The organism is uncultured Sulfitobacter sp., from assembly GCF_964021855.1.
Classification (GTDB): Bacteria; Pseudomonadota; Alphaproteobacteria; order Rhodobacterales; family Rhodobacteraceae; genus Sulfitobacter.
Genome location: NZ_CAXHZD010000001.1, coordinates 332839 through 356400, shown reverse-complemented (window position 1 = coordinate 356400; position 23562 = coordinate 332839). Strand labels below are relative to the sequence as shown.

The window sequence follows — 23562 nt, the reverse complement described above, 5'->3', positions numbered from 1 at the left end:
CCCTAGCGCGGGCTTCGTTTGGCCAGAATACGCTGCAATGTGCGGCGGTGCATGTTCAGGCGCCGCGCGGTTTCCGACACGTTGCGGTCGCATAATTCGTACACGCGCTGAATATGCTCCCATTTCACGCGGTCCGCGCTCATCGGGTTTTCGGGGGGCGGTGGCAGATCATCCCCCGTCGCCAGTAGGGCGTTGGTAATGTCGTTCGCATCCGCAGGTTTTGACAGGTAATCGGTCGCACCGATTTTCACGGCCGCCACAGCCGTCGCGATCGCCCCATATCCGGTCAACACGACAACACGCGCATCAGGACGCTTGGCGCGCAGCACCTCGACGACGTCGAGACCATTGCCGTCTTCCAGACGCAGATCGATCACGGCATAGGCTGGCGGACGCGCGGTTGCGATGGCCCGACCCGCGGCGACAGAGCCGGCAGTTTCAACGGAAAACCCGCGCTTTTCCATCGCCTTGGCCAGACGACGTAGAAACGGTTCGTCGTCATCCACCAACAGCAATGTCGGATCTTCACCTAGATCAAGCGCGTTATTCTCAGCCATTTCATGCCTCGCAATCATTGGTTTCGTCGTCACATTACCAAGCAGCTATGTAGTGCTGCCCAATTTATGTCAAATTTTCACTGATTATCGATGAAACAGCCAATCTTGTCGGCCATCTGATCGGGCGTGACATCGCGCCTAAAGAAATCCACAAACCCTTCGCCGGGCATCACGAGATAGCTAAAGGTAGAGTGATCCACGAGGTAAAATTCATCCTCGGCGTCATGGGCCTTGTAATAGGTGCGATATGCCTCGCTTGCGGCCTTTACCTGCTCGGGCGATCCGGTCAGCCCGATCATCTTGGGGTGCATATTGTCCGCAAAATCGCCCACGACTTCGGGTGTGTCCCGCGCCGGATCGATCGAGATAAATACCGGCGTGACCGACATGCCGCGTTCGGCAAGCACATCAACCGCACTTGCGTTGCGGGCAACATCAAGGGGGCAAACATCAGGGCAGAAAGTATAGCCAAAGTAGAGTAAGCTGGGTTCGGTGATAACGTCCGCATCGGTCACGGTTTGACCTTCGGCATTCACCAGTTCAAACGGGCCGCCCAGATTATCCCCGCCGGCAACGGCAGAATTTTTACATTGCGCATACTTGTCATCGCCATCACCATTCAGGCCCATTACATAGGAAATCGCCACAAACCCGACCGCTACGACGACGGCACCTATTGCCAGTATTTTGTTCATATCCATTCTCCTACGCCGAAAGGCGCTCTTGATCACTGATTACGGCAGACCTACGCTTCTTACCTATCAATGCAATGGGCTAACTTGAAAAGGTGCGCCAATGACGCAGGCCACAATCAAACCGTTGGGCGATCGCACCCGTGCGAATTGGATCAGGCTGCGTACCATGATCGTGCTGCGGTGGGTCGCCATTGCGGGGCAGCTTACTGCGATTACTGTGGCGGACCGGCTGTTCGGGCTCCAGCTTGAGCTGGGCCTGTGCTATTTTGCCGTCGGCGTTTCGGTGGTGGGCAATCTGGTCGCGATATTTGTTTTTCCCGAAAACAAGCGCCTTTCAGAGTACGAGAACCTGTCGATGGTTCTGTTCGATCTGCTTCAGCTTGGGTTTTTGTTGTTCCTGACGGGCGGCCTGCACAATCCGTTTTGCTTGCTGCTGCTGGGGCCGGTCACGATCTCGGCCACGACGCTGAGCCTGAGATCGACGGTGATCTTGTGCTGCACCGCAATCGGCCTTGCCAGCCTGTTGGGCGTCTATCACTTTCCGTTGAACACCCAAAACGGCGGCGTGTTGGTGATGCCCGGCATTTTCGTGTTCGGCCATTGGATTGCGCTTGTGATCTCGATCCTGTTTTCGACCGCCTATTCGCGGCGGGTGACGACCGAAATCCATTCGATGTCAGACGCCTTGGTTGCCACGCAGATGGCGCTGGCGCGTGAACAAAAGCTGACCGATCTGGGTGGTGTGGTGGCCGCCGCCGCGCACGAACTGGGCACCCCGCTGGCCACGATTAAACTGGTTAGCGCCGAACTGTTGGACGAGCTAAAGGACAACCCAGAGCTGGCCGCCGATGCCGCATTGATCCGCAATCAGGCCGACCGGTGCCGCGATATTCTGCGCGACATGGGCCGCGCGGGCAAAGACGATTTGCACCTACGCCAGGCCCCGCTGAGCGCGGTCATCGAAGAGGCCGCCGAACCCCATATCGCCCGCGGCAAAACCATCGAGTTTTCCTTTGGCCAAGACAGCGGATCAACGTCCCATCAGCCGTCAATTCTACGCAAGCCCGAGATTATCCATGGTCTGCGCAATTTGATACAAAACGCTGTCGATTTTGCCGATAGCACCGTCTGGGTCGAGGCGAACTGGACCGACACGCAGATTTCGATACGTATTTTTGACGATGGCAAGGGGTTTCCCCCACATCTGTTGGGTCGCATTGGCGACCCGTTGATGCGCCGACGCCGGTCCCACGGCAGCGCACCCCAGCGCCCCGAATACGAGGGGATGGGACTGGGGCTGTTCATCGCAAAAACCTTGTTGGAACGCTCCGGCGCAGAGCTACACTTTGCCAACGGATCAGACAGCGCATCGCGGGCGGACCAACGCAAATTGGGTGCCGTGGTCGAACTGGTCTGGCCCCGTAGCAAGATTGACGCCGTGTATGGCGAGACGTCGATCCCCACCGGTAAAAACATGCCGATCACTACCTAAGGGTGTATTTACCTTACGGACACCACTCAAGCGATTAACGAAAAGTTAATATCTGGGGACCTACCATTCCGTTAAGAAGCCCGGAGTGTTGGTTGATGCTGCTCTTTGATATCTTTTTAGTCTTTTGCGCCGCCACCGTTTGCGGTGCGATGGCGTTTGCCTGGCTGAATACCCCTCAACAACATCCCACGCCCAGCCCTGCGGAGGCCACGACAGATCAGGTTTATCTTTTTGATCAAGGCGTCCTGCAACATGCATCAGAAGCCACCCAAAATCTGGTCCCGCTCGAGGCTGGCTTTCATGAATGGACCGACCTGCGCGAAAAGATCGTAGATCGTTTTACGTTATTTCCAAAGCAGCCCAAGCTTTATGGCACCGGCAGTATGACCCTTGATGCGATTGACATGAACGGGCCGACACAAATCAACATCAGTTGGGACAACGGGCTGAACTGGGTGCAATTTCTAAGCCTTGAAGACGATCAACCGTCAGATGCGCTGGAAAGCCGGATCATGTCGCATGGCTTGACCGCCAGCCTGACCATACCTGTTTGGCAGGTCTCGAACGATGGGGCCTTGATCTGGTGGAACCCCGCGTACGAGGCGCTGCACGCCCGCGTTTTTCCGGCCCTTCCTATCGAGGATAAGCTGATTTTTCCGCCTGAAGACGAAACAACCTGCCAGCGGGTTTCCGTGCGCGACGTCTCCACCGGTAAGAAAGAATGGTTCGACGTCACCTACCGCGAGGTTGACGGCGTGCTGAATTACCAAGCCATCTGCATCAGTAACCTTGTCCACGCCGAAGAGGCCCAGCGCAATTTCGTGCAAACCATGACCAAGACATTTGCGCAATTGTCGATTGGGCTGGCGATCTTTAACCGGAACGGGCAGCTCGCGTTGTTCAACCCGGCACTGGTCGATCTGACCGGCCTCCCGGCGCAGTTTTTAAGCACCAGACCCACCCTGCAAACCTTCTTTGACCGCCTGCGTGAAACCCGCAAAATGCCCGAGCCGAAGAACTATGCCAATTGGCGCACTGCGATTTCCGAACTGGTAAACGCGGCGAATGATGGCAGGTATGATGACACGTGGTCGCTGGATTCAGGTCAGACCTTTCGGGTAAAGGGCCGCCCGCACCCCGATGGGGCCACGGCCCTGCTGATCGAAGACATCACTGCCGAGGTCAGCCTGACACGTCATTTCCGGGCCGAGCTTGAGCTGGGGCAATCCATTTTCGACACGCTGGATGACGGCATCGCGGTATTCTCCGGCACCGGTATTCTGACATTCTCGAACAAAGCCTATCAAAGCCTTTGGAAGGTGGACGCCGAAACCAGCTTTGCCGATGTGACAATCCACGATTCCATTCAGGACTGGAAACGCAAGGCTGCGGAAAACCCCATGTGGCCCGAGATTGAAAGCTTTGTGCGCAGTTTCGAGGACCGCAAAAGCTGGAGCATTCCGGTCTACCTGACCGACGGTACCCATATGACATGCCTGATTTCGCCCATCGTTGCCGGTGCGACGCTTATCAGGTTTCACATCGTGAAACGGCCTGATGCCCGCGCCCGCCTAGGATCGCCCCAAGATATGCTGAGCAACGTTTAACGTCGCCTTTCGCCTTGCGGCGCACCTGCCCGGCCAAGTAGCTTGGGCACATGTCTGACCACACCCTTTCCCTTGATCTGCAAAACGCGGAAGAAACCAGCCAAGCGGCGCGCGCCCTTGCTGCCGCGTTGACGGCAGGCGATACGATTTTGTTAACCGGTGACGTGGGGGCTGGCAAAACCCATTTTGCGCGGTCCTTGATCCAATCCCTGCTGACCACACCCGAAGACGTACCATCGCCGACATTCACGCTGGTACAAACCTATGACACATCAGCGGGGGCGATTTGGCACGCCGATTTGTACCGCCTGACATCCACATTCGAGATTGAGGAGCTGGGCCTGTCTGACGCGTTTCAGGACGCGATTTGCTTGGTCGAATGGCCCGATCGCCTTGGAGAGTTGAAGCCAGACGGCGCATTGGAAATCACCCTTGAGACGACAGGCGAAGACAGCCGGGTGCTGACCGCATCTTGGGACGACGATAAATGGGTGGCCAAATTAAAAAGCTGGCGCAAATGACCAACCGCATGATCGCGTCACAAGAGTTTATCAAAGCCGCGGGTTGGGGCGACGCCCGGCAATCCCTGCTGGCCGGGGATGCATCAAACCGCCGCTATGACCGCCTGACAGCGGCGGATGGCAGCACCGCGATTTTCATGGATGCGCCCCCTGCCAAGGGGGAGGACGTGCGCCCCTTTGTGCGCATTGCCACGTTTTTGATCCAGAACGGCCTGAGCGCCCCGCGCATTCTGGCGCAGGATCCGGACAACGGGTTTCTACTGATCGAGGATCTGGGCGACGCGTTATTTGCGCGGCTAATGGTCGATCAGCCGGAAATGACCGGCCCGCTTTATGCAGCCGCCACCGACATGCTGGTGAGCTTGCACAAGGCCGAACCGCTGGAATTGCCGATCTGCGATTCCAACTGGCTGGTCGCCATGACCGATCTGGTTTTCGACTGGTACGCGGATGATGGCGCGGCTTTTGCCCGTTTTGACACGCTGTTCCGCCCCTTGGCGCAGCTGCTTGACCCCGTTCCCCGCGTCGTGATCCTGCGCGATTTCCATGCTGAAAACCTGCTATGGCTCCCCGAACGCACGGGCATCGCACGCGTTGGTGTGCTTGATTTTCAGGACGCGCTGCTGGGCCATCCCGCCTATGATTTGGTGTCGATCCTCCAAGACGCTCGCCGCGATGTTGCCCCTGAAATCGAGGCCGAGATGATCGCCCGTTACTGCGCCAACACCCGCACAAATATTGCGTCATTTCATACCGCCTATGCGATCATAGGGGCCCAGAGAAACCTGCGCATTCTGGGGATATTTGCACGGCTTTGCCTGCGCGACGGCAAGGCGCATTATGTGGATTTTATCCCCCGCGTCTGGGGCTATCTACAGCGCAATCTTGAACACCCCGATCTGGCAGAGCTGGCCGCATTTCTGGCCGAAACCCTGCCCCACCCCAGCCCCGATTTACTTGAGGATTTGAAAGCACGATGCGCGACACACCCAAATCCGTGATGATGTTCGCCGCCGGCTTTGGCACGCGGATGAAGCATTTGACCCAAGATCAGCCCAAGCCGATGGTCAAGGTCGCCGGCCGGCCGCTGATCGATCACGCGCTTGATCTGGCGAACGCGATTGCGCCGGATCGCATCGTCGCGAACCTGCATTACAAACCCGAGCCGCTGCTGGCGCATCTTAAGGGGCGCAACGTTCAGACCACTGTGGAGGACCCGGATATCCTTGAAACCGGCGGCGGGTTGCGCAATGCCTTGCCGTTGCTGGGCAAGGGGCCGGTTTTCACCATGAACACCGATGCCATCTGGGCCGGGCCGAACCCGCTGGCGATGCTGCAAGACGCGTGGAACCCCGCCATCATGGATGCGCTGCTGATCGGCATCCCCACCGCGCAGGCTGTCGGCCATTCAGGCACGGGTGACTTTGTTATGGATCAAAACGGGCGGCTGACCCGTGGCCCCGGCGTGATCTATGGTGGCGTGCAAATCATCAAAACCGACTTGTTAGAGACGATTCCTGACCGCGCATTTTCCCTGAACCTGCTGTGGGACAAGATGCTGACGATGGGCCGCATGTACGGTGTGCGCTATACTGGAAAATGGTGCGACGTGGGCCACCCCGAGGGGGTAACCCTTGCGGAAAACATGCTAAAGGATGCCGATGTTTGAACCCTCTGACACGCCGCGCGTCTTTGGCCTCGCCCCCGGCGTGGATTTCCCCCAAGAGCTGCTGAACGGTCTGCTGGACCGGCTAAAGGGGCATCCCCCGCAAGCGATTGCGCGCATTGATCTGGTCGTGAACACCCGCCGTATGCAGCGCCGGCTGCGTGGGTTCTTTGATACCGGTCCGGCCAGTCTGTTGCCGCGCATCCACATGATCGACAACCTTGACACCCTGTCATCCGGAGTGGCCCTGCCCCGCCCCAGCCCCGCGTTGCGGCGGCGGTTGGAGCTGATCACGCTGGTGTCAAAACTGCTGGATCAAGCGCCCGATCTGGCCCCGCGCGCATCGCTTTATGATTTGTCCGACAGTTTGGCCGGTTTGATCGACGAAATGCAGGGCGAAGGTGTCCCGGTCGAGGCGATTACCAATCTGGATGTCAGCGATCAGTCAGGCCATTGGGAACGCGCCAAGCAATTTCTGGACATCGCGCACCGGTATCTGGGGGAAAGCGTCACCCGCCCTGATCCCCGCGCCCGCCAACGTCAGGTCGCGGCACAGCTGATTGCAAGCTGGGCAGAAAACCCGCCCCAGCACCCCATTATCGTGGCCGGTTCAACCGGATCACGCGGCACATCAGCACTGTTGATGCAGGCCGTTTCCCGACTGCCCCAAGGTGCGATCATCTTGCCCGGTTTCGACTTTGAAATGCCCGGAAATGTCTGGACAGATTTGGGCGAGGATCAGGAAAAACTGTCGCAAGACCATCCGCAATACCGGTTCCGCGACATGCTGCGCGCGCTTGATATGTCACACAGAAATGTCGCGGCGTGGACGGATCAACCATCCCCCTCGCCCGAACGTAACGCATTGGTATCGTTGTCATTGCGCCCTGCCCCCGTGACCCATGTGTGGCTGACCGAGGGGCCGAAACTGCCCGATCTTAACCGCGCAACCCAAGGGTTAACCCTGATACAGGCCCCGACCCCCCGCGCCGAGGCGCTGGCCATTGCGATGCGTCTGCGCCAAGCCGTGGAAGACGGGCAAACTGCGGCGTTAATCACGCCGGACCGGATGCTGTCGCGGCAGGTCACGTCGGCGTTGGACCGCTGGAACATCCTGCCCGATGACAGCGCCGGATCGCCCTTGCACCTGTCGCCCCCCGGCCGTTTCCTGCGCCACATAACCGATCTGTTCCTGCGCAAACTGGATTCAGAGGCGCTGTTAACCATCCTTAAACATCCGCTGACCCACAGTGGCGGCGACCGGAACCTGCATCAGCTCAACACCCAGCGGTTAGAACTGCAGTTGCGGCGCGACGGCCTGCCCTATCCTGACGCCGAAGGCATCCTGCGGTTGGCGCGAAAATCCGTGGCACGGTCAAAGCAGCCCGATCAGATGGACGCTTGGGCCACTTGGGTCGGCGAGAATTTCACCGATCTTGAGATCGTTGGCGACCTGCCGCTCGACACTTGGGTGGCGCAACATCTAAGCCAAGCCAAAGCCATCGCAGACGGATCAAACCCCACATCCGACAGCTGGCTGTGGCATCAAACGGCGGGCGAAGAAGCGCTCAAGGTCATGACCGATCTGGCTGAAAACGCGCAGTATGGCGGCGAGATGTCTGCGTCTGATTATGCCGATCTGGTCAGTGCCCTGCTGCAAAACGGTGAAATCCGCGAACGCGACACCCCCCACCCCCATGTTATGATCTGGGGCACGATGGAGGCCCGCGTTCAAGGGGCCGAGCTGATCATTATGGGCGGTCTGAACGACAGTACCTGGCCCGAGGCACCGCCGCCCGATCCGTGGCTGAACCGTCAAATGCGTCTAAAGGCCGGGTTGCTGTTGCCGGAACGGCGCATCGGCCTGTCTGCCCACGACTATCAGCAATCCATCGCCGCGCCCGAGGTTTGCCTGACCCGCGCCATCCGATCGGACGAGGCTGAAACCGTGCCATCGCGTTGGCTGAACCGGCTTGGCAATCTGCTGAACGGGTTGCCTGATCAGGGCGGTAAAACTGCGTGGGATGCGATGATCAAACGTGGCGATCATTGGCTTGAACAGGCGCGCGCCTTGGAAACGGTCACCCGCGTCGATCCCGCAACGCGCCCCTCGCCCCGGCCACCACGGGCCGCGCGGCCACATGCGCTGTCGGTGACCGAGATCAAGCGCCTGATCCGCGACCCCTATGCGGTTTATGCCAAGCACAGCCTGAAACTGCGCGCGCTGAATCCGCTGGTTCAATCGCCTGACGCGCCTGTGCGCGGGATTATTGTGCACGAAATCATGGAACGTTTCATCAAATCTGTGGCCGCAAACCCCGCAAATCTGACAAAATCCCACTTGTTAGAGACTGCCGCGCAAGTTCTTGAGGCCGAGGCCCCCTGGCCCGCTGCCCGTGTTATGTGGCTAACCAAAATCGAACGCATCGCCGATTGGTTCATCGAGAACGAGACCAAGCGCCAAAGCTATTCCAGCCCAGCCGCCTTTGAAAAGGCCGCAAAAGGCAGCCACAGCTTTGCCGATCTTGGCTTTACCCTCACCGGATTTGCCGACCGGATCGACCGGACGGATGACGGCGACATCCTGATCTATGACTATAAAACCGGCACGCCGCCCAGCAAGGCCGAACAAAAAGCCTTTGATAAACAACTGCTTCTTGAGGCGGCGATGGTCGAAGAAGGCGGTTTCAAACAGATCGGCCCCGCCCATGTGGCCAATGCCGCCTATATCGGGCTGGGCAGCAACCCGGTCGAGCTTTCCGCCCCGCTAGAGGAAGAGCCGCCGCACGAGGTGCTGGCCAAGCTGCATGCGCTAATGACCAGCTATCTGTCCGACGATCAGGGGTTCACATCCCGCCGTATGGTGAAAACCACCGATTTCGCGGGCGATTATGACCAACTTGCCCGCTTTGGCGAATGGGATGGCACGAACGACCCCGTGCCGGAGGATCTGACATGACCGCGCATTTCGATGATGCAACCCGCGCGCAAATCGATGCCGCCCGCCCCGATGCGTCCACATGGTTGGGTGCGAATGCGGGGTCCGGTAAAACGCGTGTTTTGACCGACCGCGTTGCGCGTTTGCTGCTGAACGGGGTCGAACCGCAGCATATTTTGTGCCTGACCTACACCAAGGCCGCCGCGTCAGAGATGCAAAACCGGTTGTTCAAACGGCTGGGCGCTTGGGCGATGCTTAAGGATAACGATCTGCGCGCGTCACTGGCTGAACTGGGTGTCACCGACGCATTTACCCCCGAAAAGCTGCGCATGGCGCGCACGTTGTTTGCCCGCGCGATTGAAACGCCCGGCGGGCTGAAAATTCAAACGATCCATTCGTTTTGCGCGTCCTTGCTGCGGCGTTTCCCGCTTGAGGCCGGGGTAAGCCCGCAGTTCACCGAAATCGAAGACCGCGCCGCCGATCTGTTGCGCGCCGAGATTGTCGATAAAATGGTGGAAGGCGATGATGGGCAGTACGTGGTCGCCCTTGCCCGGCATTACACTGGCGAGGATTTCAGCAAACTGACCCGCGCCATTGTTGGCGAACGCGAAGGGTTCGAGGTGCCGCTGACATGGGGTGACGCGCTGGCGCTGTTCGATCAACCCGCTGACCTGACCGAAGACACCATCGCAGCTTCGGTTTTTCTGGGGTCCGAACGCAGCATCATCGACGAGATGATCAGCGTCATGAAAGACAAAGGCGTCACCGATCAGAAAAACGCCGAAAAGCTGCGGTCGATTGGCGCGCTCGACTTCACTGCGCTGCCCGTCCTCGAAGGGGTGTTTCTGACCGGCGGGTCTGCCGCGTCGCCGTTTAGCGCGAAAATCGGCAGCGTGCCCACCAAGGCCTCGCAAAAAGCGTTGTCGCATATCATGGCGCAGGTTGATGATCTGATGGCGCGGGTGGAAAGCGCGCGCAATGCGCGACTTTCGCTAAAATCGGCGCAACGCACATTCGTTTTGCATCAATTCGCCCATGCGTTCCTGAAACGCTATGCGCTGGAAAAACAAAAACGTGGCTGGCTGGATTTCGACGATCTGATCCTCAAGGCACGTGCATTGCTGACCAACCCCGCCGTTGCCGCGTGGGTTCTGTACCGGATTGATGGCGGAATTGACCATATTTTGGTGGACGAGGCACAAGACACCAGCCCGCGCCAATGGGACGTGATCGAACGGCTCACGGATGAATTTTACAGCGGCGATGGTGCCAACGAGGGCGACGCGCGCACGCTGTTCGTGGTGGGTGACAAAAAGCAGTCGATTTATTCGTTCCAAGGGGCCGATCCACGCGAATTTGACCACAAACAAACCCTGTTCGAGGGCAAGATCACCGATGCCGGGCAGGTTTTCCAACGGCGCAGTCTGGATTATTCGTTCCGGTCGTCCTCCGCGATTTTGCAACTGGTCGATACCAGCTTTACCCCCCATGCCAGCGCTGGATTTGCCGCAGATAGCAAACATATCGCGTTCAAATCCGCGCTGCCCGGTCGCGTTGATCTGTGGCCCTTGGTCGAGAAATCAGAAGAACCGGATGATCGCGAATGGTCCGACCCCGTCGATCAGCAATCGGATCACCATCACACCGTGGTTCTGGCCGATAAAATTGCCGCGCAGATCAAGACGTTGACCGATGGCGAACATTATATCCCCGTTGATGCAGATACGCCCGGTGGGTTTGAGCGGCGGCGCATTCGGGCAGGTGATTTTCTGATCCTGGTCCAGCGGCGCAGCGCCCTGTTCTCCGAGATTATTCGCGCCTGCAAAACCGCCGGTTTGCCTATCGCGGGTGCGGACCGTTTGAAGGTTGGTGCAGAACTGGCGGTCAAGGATCTGGCGGCACTGTTGTCGTTCCTTGCCACGCCAGAAGACAGCCTGTCGCTGGCCACGGCGCTGAAATCGCCCCTGTTCGGGTGGACCGAACAGATGCTGTTCAAGCTGTCGCATTACAGGACCGAAGATCACCTTTGGCAGGCGTTGCGCGACAATCCTGATTACCCCGAAACCGTCGAAATCTTGCGTGATTTACGCGATAAAGTGGATTTTCTGCGGCCCTATGACCTGATCGAACGCATTTTGACCCGCCATGAGGGGCGTCGAAAGCTGCTGGCGCGGTTGGGGCCCGAAGCGGAGGACGGCATTAACGCGATGCTTGCCCAAGCGCTGTCTTATGAACGCGGCGCGATCCCCAGTCTGACGGGGTTTTTGGTGTGGATGCAGACCGATGACCTTGAGATCAAGCGCCAGATCGACAATGCATCCGACCAGATCAGGGTGATGACGGTGCACGGTGCCAAGGGGCTTGAGGCGCCGATCGTGATCCTGCCCGATACCGGCAAACGCAATCTGGTGATCCGCGACGAGATTATCAAAATGGGCGACACACCGGTTTGGAAAATGTCCGATACCGATATGCCAAGCGCCATGCGCGATGCATTGGACGCGCGCAAAGACCGCGAACGCGACGAACGCCTGCGCCTGCTGTATGTGGCGATGACGCGGGCGGAAAAATGGCTGATCGTGGCCGCCGCCGGTGACCTGCCCAAGGATGACAGCAGTTGGTACCAAATGATCGGTGCCGCCATGAGTCAGGCCGGTGCCACCCCTGTGGGCGAAAGCGGTAAGCTGCGGTTTCAGTCTGGCGATTGGGACGGGCTGCCCATTCGGGATCACAAGGCCGATACGACCGTTTCACTAGTGTTAGAGCCTGTATTTGCAAGCAAGATCACCGAAACGCCACACCGGTTCGAGACAAAATCCCCCTCGGACCTTGGCGGTGCCAAAGCACTGCCCGGAGAGGACGGCATGACCGAGGATGAGGCCAAAGCCTATGGCACCTTGGTTCATAAACTGCTTGAGACGATGCCCGCCTTGCCCACTGACATCTGGGATGATCAGCTGCGCAGCATCAGCGACGGGTATGATCCAACCATCGCCAACCGCGCCCTGCAAGAGGCTGTGGGCGTCATGACCAAGCCGGAGATTGCCCACGTCTTTGCCCCCGATGCATTGCTAGAGGTCCCGATTACCGCCCAGATCAACAAATGGCGCATTCATGGGTCGATTGACCGGTTGCTGGTGTCGGACACGGATGTCTTGGCGATTGATTTCAAGACCAACCGCGTTGTCCCCGCCACCCCTGCCGCCTGCCCCGACGGGATTTTGCGCCAAATGGGTGCCTACGCCGCCGCCTTGGCGCAAGTCTTTCCAAACCACCGTATTCGCACGGCAATTTTATGGACCCGGGACGCCACCCTGATGGAACTGCCCGACGACACGATCACAAATGCCCTGTCCCGCGCTGTCGATCTTGACGAAGGCACGGTGGCTACATAGGTTCCCATTCTAATCATTCCTTGTGCAGGAGAGCATCATGGCCACGGTCGCAGTCACAGACGCAACATTCGACGCTGAAGTTAAAAATTCCGATATCCCTGTCGTAGTGGATTTCTGGGCAGAATGGTGCGGTCCCTGCAAGCAAATCGGACCGTCCCTCGAAGCGCTTTCCGAGGAAATGGGCGGCAAGGTCAAAATCGTCAAAGTAAACGTTGACGAAAACCCCAATAGCCCGGCGCAAATGGGTGTTCGCGGCATCCCTGCCCTGTTTATTTTCAAAGGTGGGGAAGTCGTTTCCAACCTGTCCGGCGCACGCCCAAAGGGCCAGATTCAAAGCTGGATCGAAGAGTCGATCTGAACCAAATTCATGTAATTTAGCCAAGGGCGCACCGGAAACGGGGCGCCCTTTGTGTATGGTCCGGCCACGACGCGCCCGAACCCGCAAACACCTGCCGGTGCCAAGGGCCGCACCCTTGCCCCGCGCGTTTTCGGGGACCATATAGAAGTCAAAGAAGGAGACCGAGCATGTCTAGCCAAGAATTCCCCGGATGGCACGGAACCACGATTATCGGCGTTAAAAAAGACGGTGAAGTGGTCATCGCAGGCGACGGTCAGGTCAGTCTGGGCCAAACCGTGATCAAGGGCACCGCCCGCAAGGTCCGCAGGCTTAGCCCCGGTGGTTTTGACGTGGTTGCGGGCTTTGCCGGATCGACGGCGGACGCCTTTACCTTGCTGGAACGGCTTGAGGTTAAACTTGAGGCGACACCGGGGCAATTGGCGCGGGCAAGCGTTGAATTGGCCAAGGACTGGCGCACGGATAAATACCTGCAAAAGCTTGAGGCGATGCTGATCGTCACCGATGGCACCGAGCTGCTGATTATCACTGGTGCCGGTGACGTGCTGGAACCGGAACATAACGTCGCGGCCATCGGATCCGGGGGCAACTATGCCCTGGCGGCGGCGCGCGGCATGATGGACAGCGACCGGGACGCAGAAACCGTGGCCCGCGATGCGATGAAAATCGCCTCGGACATCTGCGTGTACACCAATGGCAACCTCACGGTGGAGAAAATCAAACCATGACCGATCTAACCCCCCGCGAAATCGTATCCGAGCTTGATCGGTTTATCATCGGCCAGAACGACGCCAAACGCGCTGTTGCCGTGGCCTTGCGCAACCGGTGGCGTCGCAAACAGTTGGGCGATGACCTGCGCGACGAAGTGTATCCCAAGAACATTCTGATGATCGGGCCCACAGGTGTCGGCAAAACCGAGATCAGCCGCCGCTTGGCCAAGCTGGCCCGCGCGCCGTTCCTCAAGGTCGAAGCCACAAAATTCACCGAAGTCGGCTATGTCGGGCGCGATGTTGAACAGATCATCCGCGATCTGGTGGACAGCGCCATTCTGATGACCCGCGAACACATGCGCGAAGACGTCAAAGCCAGCGCACACAAGGCCGCCGAAGAGCGCGTGATTGACGCCATCGCCGGTGAAGACGCCCGCGAAGGCACGCGCGAGATGTTCCGCAAAAAGCTGAAATCGGGCGAACTGGACGCCACGATGATCGATCTTGAGGTAACTGATACCTCTAGCCCGTTCCCGACAATGGATATACCCGGCCAGCCGGGCGGTGGCATGGGAATGATGAACCTTGGCGATCTGTTTGGCAAAGCCATGGGCGGTCGCAAAACCAAGAAACGGCTGTCGGTGTCTGAAAGCTATGAAATACTGATTGGCGAAGAGGCTGATAAACTGCTGGATGACGAGACCGTTAACCGTGCCGCCATTGATGCGGTTGAACAAAACGGCATCGTGTTTCTGGATGAAATCGACAAGGTTTGCGCGCGGTCTGATGCCCGTGGCGGCGACGTCTCGCGCGAAGGGGTCCAGCGCGATTTGCTGCCCCTGATCGAAGGTACCACCGTTTCCACAAAATATGGCCCGGTGAAAACCGACCACGTGCTGTTCATCGCGTCCGGCGCGTTTCACATTGCAAAACCGTCTGACCTTTTGCCCGAATTGCAGGGCCGTTTGCCGATCCGCGTCGAACTTCGTGCCCTGACCGAAGACGATTTCGTGCGTATCCTGACCGAAACCGACAATGCGCTGACGCTGCAATACACCGCGCTGATGGGCACCGAAGAGGTCGAGGTGACATTCACCGATGACGGGATCAAGGCGCTGGCCAAGATCGCCGCCGACGTGAACCAATCGATTGAAAACATCGGTGCGCGGCGTCTGTACACGGTGATGGAGCGGGTGTTCGAGGAACTATCGTTCACCGCGCCCGACCGTAGCGGCGAAAAGATCACCGTCGATGGCGATTTTGTCGAAAAGAACCTGGGCGAACTTGTCCGCTCCTCCGACCTGTCGCGCTACGTGCTTTAGGACTTTTCTTTCTGCCATGCGCCTGAGAATGATGGCGCATGGCATATTTTCAATTCATTCGCGCCAATTGGCTGTTTTTGTTGGCAGGTTTCCTGCTGACCTTTACGTCATCCTATGGGCAAACCTACTTTATCTCGCTTTTCGCGGGCGAGATTAAGGGCAGTTTCGGCCTAAGCGATGGCCAATGGGGTGGCATCTATACCATCGGCACGACGCTTTCGGCGATCACGATGGTTTGGGCGGGTGTTCTGACCGATCGGTTTCGCGTCCGCCGTTTGTCATTCTGGGTGATGATTGCGCTGGCCACGGCCTGTCTGGCGATGGCCGCTGTGCCAAACTGGATCGCGCTGATCTTTGTTATTTACGCGCTGCGATTGACCGGCCAGGGGATGATGTCGCAGCTGGGATCAGTCGCGATGGTCCGCTGGTTCGAGGCGACGCGCGGCAAGGCGCTTTCGCTATCTTCGATGGGATTTGCAGCGGGCCAAGCCATCTTACCCATTGTTTTTGTGGCACTTTTCGCCAGCTTCCATTGGCGCAGCCTGTGGGTGCTGGCCGCTGCTTTGGTGCTGCTCACCATGCCGGTGATGTTGGCGTTGTTGCGCCATGAACGCACCCCGCAATCCATGGCTGAAACCACGCAGATGGCAGGGATGGACGGGGCGCATTGGACCCGCATGCAGATGATGCGCCACGGGTTGTTCTGGCTGATGATCCCGATGATTATCGGACCGGCCGCATGGGGAACGGCGCTGTTTTTCCAACAGGTCCACCTGACCGAGGTTAAAGGTTGGTCACTGGTCAGTTTCGTCGCGCTGATGCCGCTTTATACCGTCACGTCGGTGATTTCGACGTTCGTATCGGGGTGGGCGGTTGACCGTTTCGGGGTGAACCGTGTGACGCCCGTGCAAATGTTGCCCTTTGCGGTGTCTTTTGCGGTGCTTGCCTTTGCTGACACGATTGCGATGGCGGGGGTTGGGCTGATGATCTTTGGCGTCGGGCAGGGGATGCAAGCCACCGCGACATCCGTGTTCTGGGCCGAATTTTACGGCACGCGCTATATCGGGTCGATCAAGGCTGTTGCCGCCGCTTTGATGGTTTTCGGATCGGCGATTGGCCCCGGGATCACAGGCCTGTTCATCGATCTGGGCGTGGATTTCCCCGAACAGATGATCCCGATTGCGATCTATTATGTGATTGCCGCCGCCATGGCGACGACGGGCATCCTGAAATATCAGGGCAGGCTGGCCCGCGCTCAGCGTTGACGGCGCAGATAGACGTAATAGGCGCCGCCGCCGCCGTGGCTGATATGGGCCTGACTGACCTGCAGAACAGCGCTGGCCAGTGGTGGCATCGCCAACCATTGCGGCACTTGATGGCGCAAGACACCGTGGCGCACCGGAATGGGCCCGCCTTCGTCGCGCATTTTACCCTTGCCGGTGATGACCAGCACCAACCGTTTGCCGCTTTTATGCGCGTTCAAGATGAACCGCGTCAGGGCAGGGTGGGCGCGATCCAGCGTCATGCCATGCAGATCGATCCGGCCTTCGGGGCTTAGCTTGCCGCGCTTGAGCTTGGTAAACGCCTTGCTGTCCATCTGGACAGGCGATTTGCGAATTTGATCGGGCAGGGATGGCATCAGATCATGGGTTGAACGGCGCGGTTTCGGGTTGGGTTTGCCCATTATCACCGATGTCGTTTTACGGATTTGCGGGGCGCTTGGGGCAGGGCCGTCAATTTCAGCGCGAAACAACTGGTTCAAGTCCAGCTTTTCCGTCCGCTCCGTCACCTTTTGCCATAGCGAAAGATCGTCTTTGTTCAACCGTTTGCGTGTCATAGCAACGGCTCTGGTAGCAGGGCATAGGCGCGTTGGATCGGCATCAGCACCATCATCCGGCCGGGGTCGCGCAGTTTGCCCGCCGCACGCCCAGCTTCTTCGCCCGTGCCAAAGAAGATATCGGCACGTTGTGCACCCTTGATCGCCGAGCCTGTGTCTTGGGCGATCATCAGGCGGTGCAGCGGTGTTTCGCCGTCTTTCTCAACCCAGACAGGTGCGCCAAGGGGGACAAATTTCGGATCAACAGCGATCGTGCGCATGTCGGTGACGGACCGGTTCATCGCGCCAAGCGGCCCCTTATCAGCAGGCACTTGGTTGACCTCGCGAAAGAAAACATAGGACGGGTTGTGATACAGCAAATCGCGCCCGTCGTTGGGGTTGCGGCGTACCCAATTCTTGATCACCTCGGCGCTGACCTGATGCGCGTCATAAACGCCGCGCCGCACCAGTTCGACACCGATAGACCGATAGGGATGGCCGTTTGCACCACGGTATCCGACGCGAATAAATTCCCCGTTCGGCAGACGGATACGTCCAGACCCTTGAATTTGCAGGAAAAACAATTCAACCGGATCGTCGACATAGGCAATTTCAAGGCCGCGGCCCTTCATCACGTCAGTGTCCAGAATTTCCCGACGCGACAGCCATGGATTGCTCGACTTCGCCTCTTTCGGCATGGAATAGACCGGATATTTGAACCGCGAGGACGGGTACAGATCGCCATCCAACTCGGGTTCATAATAGCCGGTAAACATTGCGTCTTGGCCGTCTTCGATCAGGACTGGGCGAAAGAACAGTTCAAAGAACTGGCGCGGGTCCGGGTTGGCTTCGGCAAAACTGCACAGGTTGCGCCAATCCACGTCTTCCAGATCGCGGCAGGTGTTCAGGAATGTCGCAAGGGCGGCGGCGTGGTCATCGGTTTCCCACGCGTCCAGCTGCCCGAAATCCATAACGGTATAGGTCACATCTGCAAAAGCGGGCGGCACCGTCAGGCCCGCCCACAGGAGTGTACCCGCACAGGCACGAATTAACCGTCTGTAGAAACGAGCAACCAATTTGGATCATCCGAGCCCATGACGCGCGAGAATACCCACGTGTCTTTTTGACGTATCACTTCGGTCGGGCTGCCCTCAACAACGTTGCCTTCTTTGTCTGTCACGACCGACGTCATTTCAGCGACAAACCGGATGGTCAGCTCTGCCTCGTTGGTGGCGTTGTCCATCGTCGCGTTGTCCAGCTCCATTTCACGGATACCGACGAAGTGGGATTCAACCGTCAGGCCCTGATCTTCGCGGGCGGCAACACCGTCCACAAAGCTTTCATAGATGTCTTCGGACAGGAACGGTTTGATTTCGTCCAGATTGCCATGCTCGTAACCCATCACGATCATCTCATATGCACCGCGTGCGCCGCCCAGAAAATCATTGACGCCAAAGGAGGGTTCGACCCGTTTCATGTCGGCCAGGGCAATCGCCATGTCAGACCCTTCGGGCGCATGATCGGTGATGTCCAGATCGGGGCCGCCTTCGATAACTTCGAACGCGGGGCCCGCGGATTTCTTGGCGGGGCTGTCCACCTCGGGCGTTTTTTCAAACCCCTCGCGTGTTCCCAATGCATTTTTCAAACGCAAAATCAGGAATACTGCAATGCCGGCAAGCACCAGAAGCTGTATTAGGGGCGAATTCATAGGGACCTCTTGGTGAGAAACATGGAAACGTGGGTCTGTTGCCCTTATGTAGGGTGTGAACCGGGCCAAGTCCACTCTGGCCCTTATGAAAGGACCCGCCCCATGTGGCTGTTTTTAGCATTTATTGCCGTACCATTGATCGAAATTGCGTTGTTTATCCAGATAGGTGGGGCAATCGGCCTTGGCTGGACGCTGGCCATTGTCGTGGTGACGGCACTTATCGGCACGTCTTTGATGCGCAGACAGGGTGCCATGGCGCTAGGCCAGATCAAATCATCCCTGTCCGAAGTCCGCGATCCAACCGAACCGTTGGTTAATGGCGCGATGATCCTGTTTGCGGGCGCTTTGTTGCTGACGCCGGGGTTTTTCACCGACGCCCTTGGCTTTGCCCTGTTGGTGCCGGGCATCCGCACGGTGGTATTTCAGGCGATGCGGTCACGGGTTAACGTCAGCGGGTCGGTGAATTTCAGCGGCGGGTTTACGAACGCCCCCAAACAGCCACACCGCCCCATGCAAGGTGACGTGATTGATGGCGAATATCACGAGCTATCCGACGAGGATAAAAAGACCCAGCACCCGTCCGGCTGGACAAAGCATTGAGGGCCGCCCCGAGGTCTGATAAAGCCAGCCAAACGCATTTTTTACCCTCAAGGAGCCCGCAACATGGCTGAAGAAGCAGCACCACAACCAACACAAGCAGCCCAGCCGCAAATGCGCATTCTGGGTCAGTTTATTCGCGACATGTCGTTCGAGAATATTATGGCCCAAAAAGGCGCACCAACCGATGTGCAGCCCGACGTGCAGGTTCAGGTAAATCTGGATGCGAAAAAGCGTGCCGCCGACAACCAATATGAATCCGCGATCAAGCTGAAAGTGACATCAAAAGCCAAAGACGGCGACGCGATGCTGTTCTTGCTTGAAATCGATTATGTCGGCATTTTCCACATTGAAAACGTGCCAGAAGACCAGATTCACCCGTTCTTGTTGATCGAATGCCCGCGGATGATTTTCCCGTTCCTGCGCCGCGTTGTCAGCGATGTCACACGCGATGGTGGCTTCCCACCGCTGAACCTGGAAAACATTGATTTTGTTGCACTTTACCGCAATGAAATCGCCCGCCGTCAGGCAGAAAACCCACCAAAAGCCGACGCCTAAAGCGTCTTCCAAAGCGCGCCGTCGCCCAGCTTGCTGACAAACTCAGCATGGGCGGCGGCCTCGTCCTGCGATATCCGCGAGGGCAGGGGATTGGGCCGCGGCTTTGGCGTCCATTCTTGTGAAACATCACCGGCTTTACGCTCTGGCTTGGTGGACAGACCAAAGTCAGGTTGGCGCCCGCCGATGAGCTCCAGATACACTTCGGCCAGAATTTCACTATCCAGCAAAGCGCCGTGCAGCGTGCGCGAGGTGTTGTCGATCCCAAAGCGGCGGCACAGCGCATCCAGCGATGCGGGCGAGCCGGGGAACCGTTTGCGGGCAATGGCCAGCGTATCGAGTGCTTGTTCCCAAGGGATCTGCGGCAGGTTCATCCATCTTAGTTCAGCGTTCAAAAACTTGATGTCGAATGCCGCGTTGTGGATGATCAGCTTGGAATCACCGATGAAATCAAGGAACTTCTGCCCGATATGCGCAAACTTGGGCTTATCGCGTAAAAATTCATCGCCAAGCCCGTGCACCTGAAATGCCTCGTCCGGCATGCTGCGTTCCGGGTTGATGTATTGGTGATAGGTTTCGCCAGTCGCCACGTGGCCCATCAGCTCAACCGCACCGATCTCGACAATGCGATCGCCGCTTTCGGGATCAAAACCGGTGGTTTCCGTATCAAGAACGATCTCACGCATGGGTTAATTTTCCTTTGATATCGTCAATGATGGCCAATACTTGGGCGCGGGCGTGTTCCAACGTGTCCGTTTCGATCACATAATCGGACAGCGCACATTTTTCATCATTTGGCATCTGTTTGGACCGTATATTTTCGAACTGTTCTAACGTCATCGTGCCCCGTGCCATAACGCGTTCCTGCTGTGTTTCCGCGGAAACGGTGACGCAAGCAACCGCATCCATGCGTTTATTACCGCCGGTTTCAAAGATCAGCGGAATATCGAGAACGACAATATCAGAGCTCGCGTTCTTCAGAAAGGCGGCCCGGTCCTGACCAACCAGCGGATGCACGATTGCTTCGATCTTTTTCAGCGCTGTTGGGTCGTTGGCGATAATTGTCTTAAGCGCAGGACGCGATACTTCGCCATCAATCACGGCTTCTGGAAAGACCTCCATAAATGCGGGCACGGCGGCACCGCCCTTGGCATAAAGACGGTGAACAGCGGCATCTGCATCCCAGACCGCACATCCGGCATCGGCGAACATGGCAGCGGTTGTCGATTTGCCCATGCCAATTGACCCTGTCAGCCCCAGCAAGAACATCAGCGCAGCGCCGCCAGACGGGTGGCGTTATCCACCACAGGGCGGGTGCCGAACCAGCGTTCAAATGCGGGAACCGCCTGATGTAAAAGCATACCAAGCCCGTCAACGGTGACACAGCCGACCCCTTCGGCAGTTTCCAGCAATTTGGTCTTGAGCGGGTTATAAACCAGATCGGTCACAACCGTCCGCGCGCGCAAACCATCCAGCGGCACGCGCAGATCGGATTTGCCCAACATCCCAAGCGAGGTCGTATTCACCAACAGCGCTGCATCCTCAAGCATATTGCCGGCTTGGGTCCAGTCATAAACGGTGACGCGGGCGCCAAATACGGATTGAAGGTTCTCGGCCCGCACACGGGTCCGGTTGGATAGCAAAATCTCGGGTACACCTGCATCCAGCAGCGACGAAATAACCGCGCGTGCAGCCCCCCCCGCGCCAAAGATTGCGGCCGGGCCATCGCTGGGCACCCAATTCGGCGCACCGTTTTTCAGGTTTTCCAGAAACCCGTAACCATCTGTATTATCGCCTAGAATTTTACCATCATCGCAAAAGACCAGCATATTTACCGCACCGATCAATGCGGCGCGATCCGTTACGGTATCGACGATGTTCATCACCGCCTCTTTATGCGGGACGGTGATGTTTGCGCCGACAAAGCCCATCTTGGGCATGGTCCGCAGCACCTGTTCCAGATCCTTTGGCAAGACATCCATCGGGATATAGGCCCCCTGAAGGCCCATCGTTTCCAGCCAATGCCCGTGAATTTGGGGCGATTTTGAATGCGCGATTGGCGATCCTATCACGGCAGCGAGCGGTATTTTTGGCAAACTCATACGGGCAGGTCCCCTCGGATCGTTAAATAGTTAATAAGCTCGATCAGCGGCAATCCTAGGACATTAAAGTAATCCCCTTCAATCCCGCTGAACAAGCGAACACCTTCTTCTTCCAGTTTGTATGATCCAACGGCGTGCTGGATGCTATCCCAGTTGCGATCAACATAATCGGCAAGATAGCTGTCTGACACATCGCGCATGCGCAAACGCACCTGACCAACATGGCGCCAAATCGGTTTACCGTCCTCAACAATAACGGCAGCAGACAGCAAACTATGCCGATCCCCGCGCAGGCTGGTCAGTTGATCAATCGCATCTTGCGGGGTTTTGGGTTTCGACAGCAACGTGCCACGATGATCAAGAACCTGATCGCAGCCCAAAACCAAGGCGCCGGGGGTTTTGTCACTGACCCTGCGCGCTTTCATCTCGGCCAGGGTATCGGCAATATCGCGGGGCGGTGCCCCTTCGGACAGCATGGCCGCCTTGATCATTTCTTCATCTATGCGTGCAACATTCACCTGATGTGGAATATTTGCCTGCGTCAGCAACTGCGCCCGGATCGACGACCCCGAGGCAAGGATGAGTGTTTGAACCATGTGGATAACCTGTGTGCGATGTTTAGGAGTTTTTAGGGACTTATCCCTGAGAATACGAGAGACAGTACACCGCTGCCGGATATCTTAGATTTCCAACCCGTCTATTCAATTTTATGCGGGGTGGGATAAGGATAACTTGGCAAGTGGGTGGTTTCACTTTGCCGTTGGATTATCCACAGTTTTGTACAGGGTCTCTGCTAGAGAATAATCTTTTAAACTATTGTATAAAATAAGTTTTATTTGTTCATGTCTTTTTGTTAGCCCTAACCTTATTGAAAAGTTAACAAGTGGATAAACCCTAGTATATCTCGATAATCCACAGAAATCACGCTCCCTACTTACATCATCATCTTTCTTCTTTTCTTATTTATATTAGAAAGAGAGTAATGAACGGAGTGTGATATGTTTGATCTTCTAGCCCTCGCGTACCCTTGGACAAAGGCGATCCATATTATGGCGGTCATCTCGTGGATGGCTGCGCTGTTCTATCTTCCGCGCTTGTTGGTGCATCACACCGAACGCGTTGGGCTGGCGGGAGAGACGCACGAGCTTTTCACCATGATGGAGTTTAAGCTGGCGAATGTGATCATGCGCCCGGCAATGATTGCCACGTGGATCTTTGGCCTATCTCTGGTTTTTACGCCTGGTATCGTCGATTGGTCGATGATATGGCCCTGGACCAAGGCAGGTGCCGTGATCGCAATGACAGGCTTCCATGAATGGCTGTACGCGCGGGTCAAAGGGTTCGCTGACGGTCAGAACACCCTAACCGGCAAACAATACCGGATGATGAACGAAGTCCCGACAGTTTTAATGATCATCATCGTCCTGTCCGTGGTCGTGAAATTCTAAGCGGATTGACGAAAGCCCCGTATCTGACTATGTATCGCCTCGCACCCAGTTCTGGGATCGCATCCGTCTGCCAAATTT

General features: G+C 57.3%; 23 protein-coding genes. 14 read left to right on the top strand and 9 right to left on the bottom strand.

From position 1 onward, the window contains the following. Window positions 1-2: 2 nt before the first annotated feature. Entirely contained in the window at window positions 3-557 is a 555-nt protein-coding gene (locus AADJ11_RS01680; RefSeq protein WP_341232826.1) for an ActR/PrrA/RegA family redox response regulator transcription factor, read from the bottom strand. A 77-nt stretch (window positions 558-634) separates the two neighbouring features. After that, a complete protein-coding gene (locus AADJ11_RS01675; protein WP_341232825.1) occupies window positions 635-1252 on the bottom strand; it encodes an SCO family protein in 618 nt (205 codons plus the stop codon). 100 nt (window positions 1253-1352) lie between these two features. Here AADJ11_RS01675 and AADJ11_RS01670 point away from each other — a divergent pair, with 100 nt between their 5' ends. The 11 genes from AADJ11_RS01670 (at window position 1353) to AADJ11_RS01620 (ending at window position 16523) form a co-directional block, all read left to right on the top strand. Next, window positions 1353-2744 carry an ActS/PrrB/RegB family redox-sensitive histidine kinase gene (locus tag AADJ11_RS01670; RefSeq protein ID WP_341232824.1) on the top strand — a complete coding sequence of 464 codons (1392 nt, stop codon included), beginning with the start codon at window positions 1353-1355 and terminating at the stop codon, window positions 2742-2744. 95 nt (window positions 2745-2839) lie between these two features. After that, entirely contained in the window at window positions 2840-4351 is a 1512-nt protein-coding gene (locus AADJ11_RS01665; RefSeq protein ID WP_341232823.1) for a PAS-domain containing protein, read from the top strand. Between the two features lie 50 nt (window positions 4352-4401). Further along, a complete protein-coding gene (gene tsaE, locus AADJ11_RS01660; RefSeq protein ID WP_341232822.1) occupies window positions 4402-4872 on the top strand; it encodes a tRNA (adenosine(37)-N6)-threonylcarbamoyltransferase complex ATPase subunit type 1 TsaE in 471 nt (156 codons plus the stop codon). Further along, window positions 4839-5873 (top strand): phosphotransferase, encoded by a 1035-nt coding sequence (locus tag AADJ11_RS01655; protein ID WP_341232821.1) that lies wholly within the window; start codon window positions 4839-4841, stop codon window positions 5871-5873. Before tsaE ends, AADJ11_RS01655 begins: the two co-directional genes overlap by 34 nt. Continuing rightward, entirely contained in the window at window positions 5849-6541 is a 693-nt protein-coding gene (locus AADJ11_RS01650; RefSeq protein WP_341232820.1) for a nucleotidyltransferase family protein, read from the top strand. The genes AADJ11_RS01655 and AADJ11_RS01650 overlap by 25 nt, the downstream gene beginning before the upstream one ends. After that, window positions 6534-9497 carry a double-strand break repair protein AddB gene (gene addB, locus AADJ11_RS01645; RefSeq protein ID WP_341232819.1) on the top strand — a complete coding sequence of 988 codons (2964 nt, stop codon included), beginning with the start codon at window positions 6534-6536 and terminating at the stop codon, window positions 9495-9497. The genes AADJ11_RS01650 and addB overlap by 8 nt, the downstream gene beginning before the upstream one ends. Continuing rightward, window positions 9494-12871 carry a double-strand break repair helicase AddA gene (addA, locus tag AADJ11_RS01640; RefSeq protein ID WP_341232818.1) on the top strand — a complete coding sequence of 1126 codons (3378 nt, stop codon included), beginning with the start codon at window positions 9494-9496 and terminating at the stop codon, window positions 12869-12871. Before addB ends, addA begins: the two co-directional genes overlap by 4 nt. A 37-nt stretch (window positions 12872-12908) precedes the next feature. Next, window positions 12909-13229 (top strand): thioredoxin, encoded by a 321-nt coding sequence (trxA, locus tag AADJ11_RS01635; RefSeq protein ID WP_341232817.1) that lies wholly within the window; start codon window positions 12909-12911, stop codon window positions 13227-13229. A 167-nt stretch (window positions 13230-13396) separates the two neighbouring features. Beyond that, on the top strand, window positions 13397-13954 hold the full coding sequence (gene hslV, locus AADJ11_RS01630) for an ATP-dependent protease subunit HslV (RefSeq protein ID WP_341232816.1): 558 nt from the start codon (window positions 13397-13399) through the stop codon (window positions 13952-13954). Next, window positions 13951-15258, top strand: coding sequence for an ATP-dependent protease ATPase subunit HslU (hslU, locus tag AADJ11_RS01625; RefSeq protein WP_341232815.1), 1308 nt, complete (start codon window positions 13951-13953; stop codon window positions 15256-15258). The genes hslV and hslU overlap by 4 nt, the downstream gene beginning before the upstream one ends. 38 nt (window positions 15259-15296) lie before the next feature. After that, a complete protein-coding gene (locus tag AADJ11_RS01620) occupies window positions 15297-16523 on the top strand; it encodes an MFS transporter (RefSeq protein ID WP_341232814.1) in 1227 nt (408 codons plus the stop codon). Here AADJ11_RS01620 and AADJ11_RS01615 read toward each other — a convergent pair. The 3 genes from AADJ11_RS01615 to AADJ11_RS01605 form a co-directional block, all read right to left on the bottom strand. Then, window positions 16514-17095: a Smr/MutS family protein gene (locus AADJ11_RS01615; RefSeq protein WP_341232813.1), complete on the bottom strand. Its 582-nt coding sequence runs from the start codon at window positions 17093-17095 to the stop codon at window positions 16514-16516. The genes AADJ11_RS01620 and AADJ11_RS01615 overlap by 10 nt on opposite strands. Beyond that, entirely contained in the window at window positions 17092-18045 is a 954-nt protein-coding gene (locus tag AADJ11_RS01610) for an MltA domain-containing protein (protein ID WP_341233642.1), read from the bottom strand. The genes AADJ11_RS01615 and AADJ11_RS01610 overlap by 4 nt, the downstream gene beginning before the upstream one ends. Before the next feature lie 77 nt (window positions 18046-18122). Continuing rightward, window positions 18123-18782 carry a Tim44/TimA family putative adaptor protein gene (locus AADJ11_RS01605; RefSeq protein WP_341232812.1) on the bottom strand — a complete coding sequence of 220 codons (660 nt, stop codon included), beginning with the start codon at window positions 18780-18782 and terminating at the stop codon, window positions 18123-18125. 102 nt (window positions 18783-18884) lie between these two features. On the opposite strand from AADJ11_RS01605, the gene AADJ11_RS01600 reads away from it, so the two are divergent. Together AADJ11_RS01600 and secB are read left to right on the top strand one after the other, a co-directional pair. Further along, window positions 18885-19382: an FxsA family protein gene (locus AADJ11_RS01600; RefSeq protein WP_341232811.1), complete on the top strand. Its 498-nt coding sequence runs from the start codon at window positions 18885-18887 to the stop codon at window positions 19380-19382. Window positions 19383-19445: 63 nt separating this feature from the next. After that, a complete protein-coding gene (gene secB, locus AADJ11_RS01595; RefSeq protein ID WP_341232810.1) occupies window positions 19446-19937 on the top strand; it encodes a protein-export chaperone SecB in 492 nt (163 codons plus the stop codon). Here secB and dnaQ read toward each other — a convergent pair. From dnaQ to AADJ11_RS01575, 4 genes are read right to left on the bottom strand one after another with little or no spacing between them, the layout of a single operon-like run. Beyond that, complete coding sequence (gene dnaQ, locus AADJ11_RS01590; protein ID WP_341232809.1) at window positions 19934-20620, bottom strand: DNA polymerase III subunit epsilon; 687 nt, start codon at window positions 20618-20620, stop codon at window positions 19934-19936. The genes secB and dnaQ overlap by 4 nt on opposite strands. After that, complete coding sequence (gene coaE / locus AADJ11_RS01585; RefSeq protein ID WP_341232808.1) at window positions 20613-21203, bottom strand: dephospho-CoA kinase; 591 nt, start codon at window positions 21201-21203, stop codon at window positions 20613-20615. The genes dnaQ and coaE overlap by 8 nt, the downstream gene beginning before the upstream one ends. Continuing rightward, window positions 21203-22036 (bottom strand): shikimate dehydrogenase, encoded by an 834-nt coding sequence (locus tag AADJ11_RS01580; RefSeq protein ID WP_341232807.1) that lies wholly within the window; start codon window positions 22034-22036, stop codon window positions 21203-21205. Before AADJ11_RS01580 ends, coaE begins: the two co-directional genes overlap by 1 nt. Further along, window positions 22033-22632 carry a nucleoside triphosphate pyrophosphatase gene (locus AADJ11_RS01575; protein WP_341232806.1) on the bottom strand — a complete coding sequence of 200 codons (600 nt, stop codon included), beginning with the start codon at window positions 22630-22632 and terminating at the stop codon, window positions 22033-22035. The genes AADJ11_RS01580 and AADJ11_RS01575 overlap by 4 nt, the downstream gene beginning before the upstream one ends. Before the next feature lie 402 nt (window positions 22633-23034). On the opposite strand from AADJ11_RS01575, the gene AADJ11_RS01570 reads away from it, so the two are divergent. After that, on the top strand, window positions 23035-23484 hold the full coding sequence (locus tag AADJ11_RS01570) for a CopD family protein (RefSeq protein ID WP_341232805.1): 450 nt from the start codon (window positions 23035-23037) through the stop codon (window positions 23482-23484). The last annotated feature ends 78 nt before the right edge of the window (window positions 23485-23562 follow it).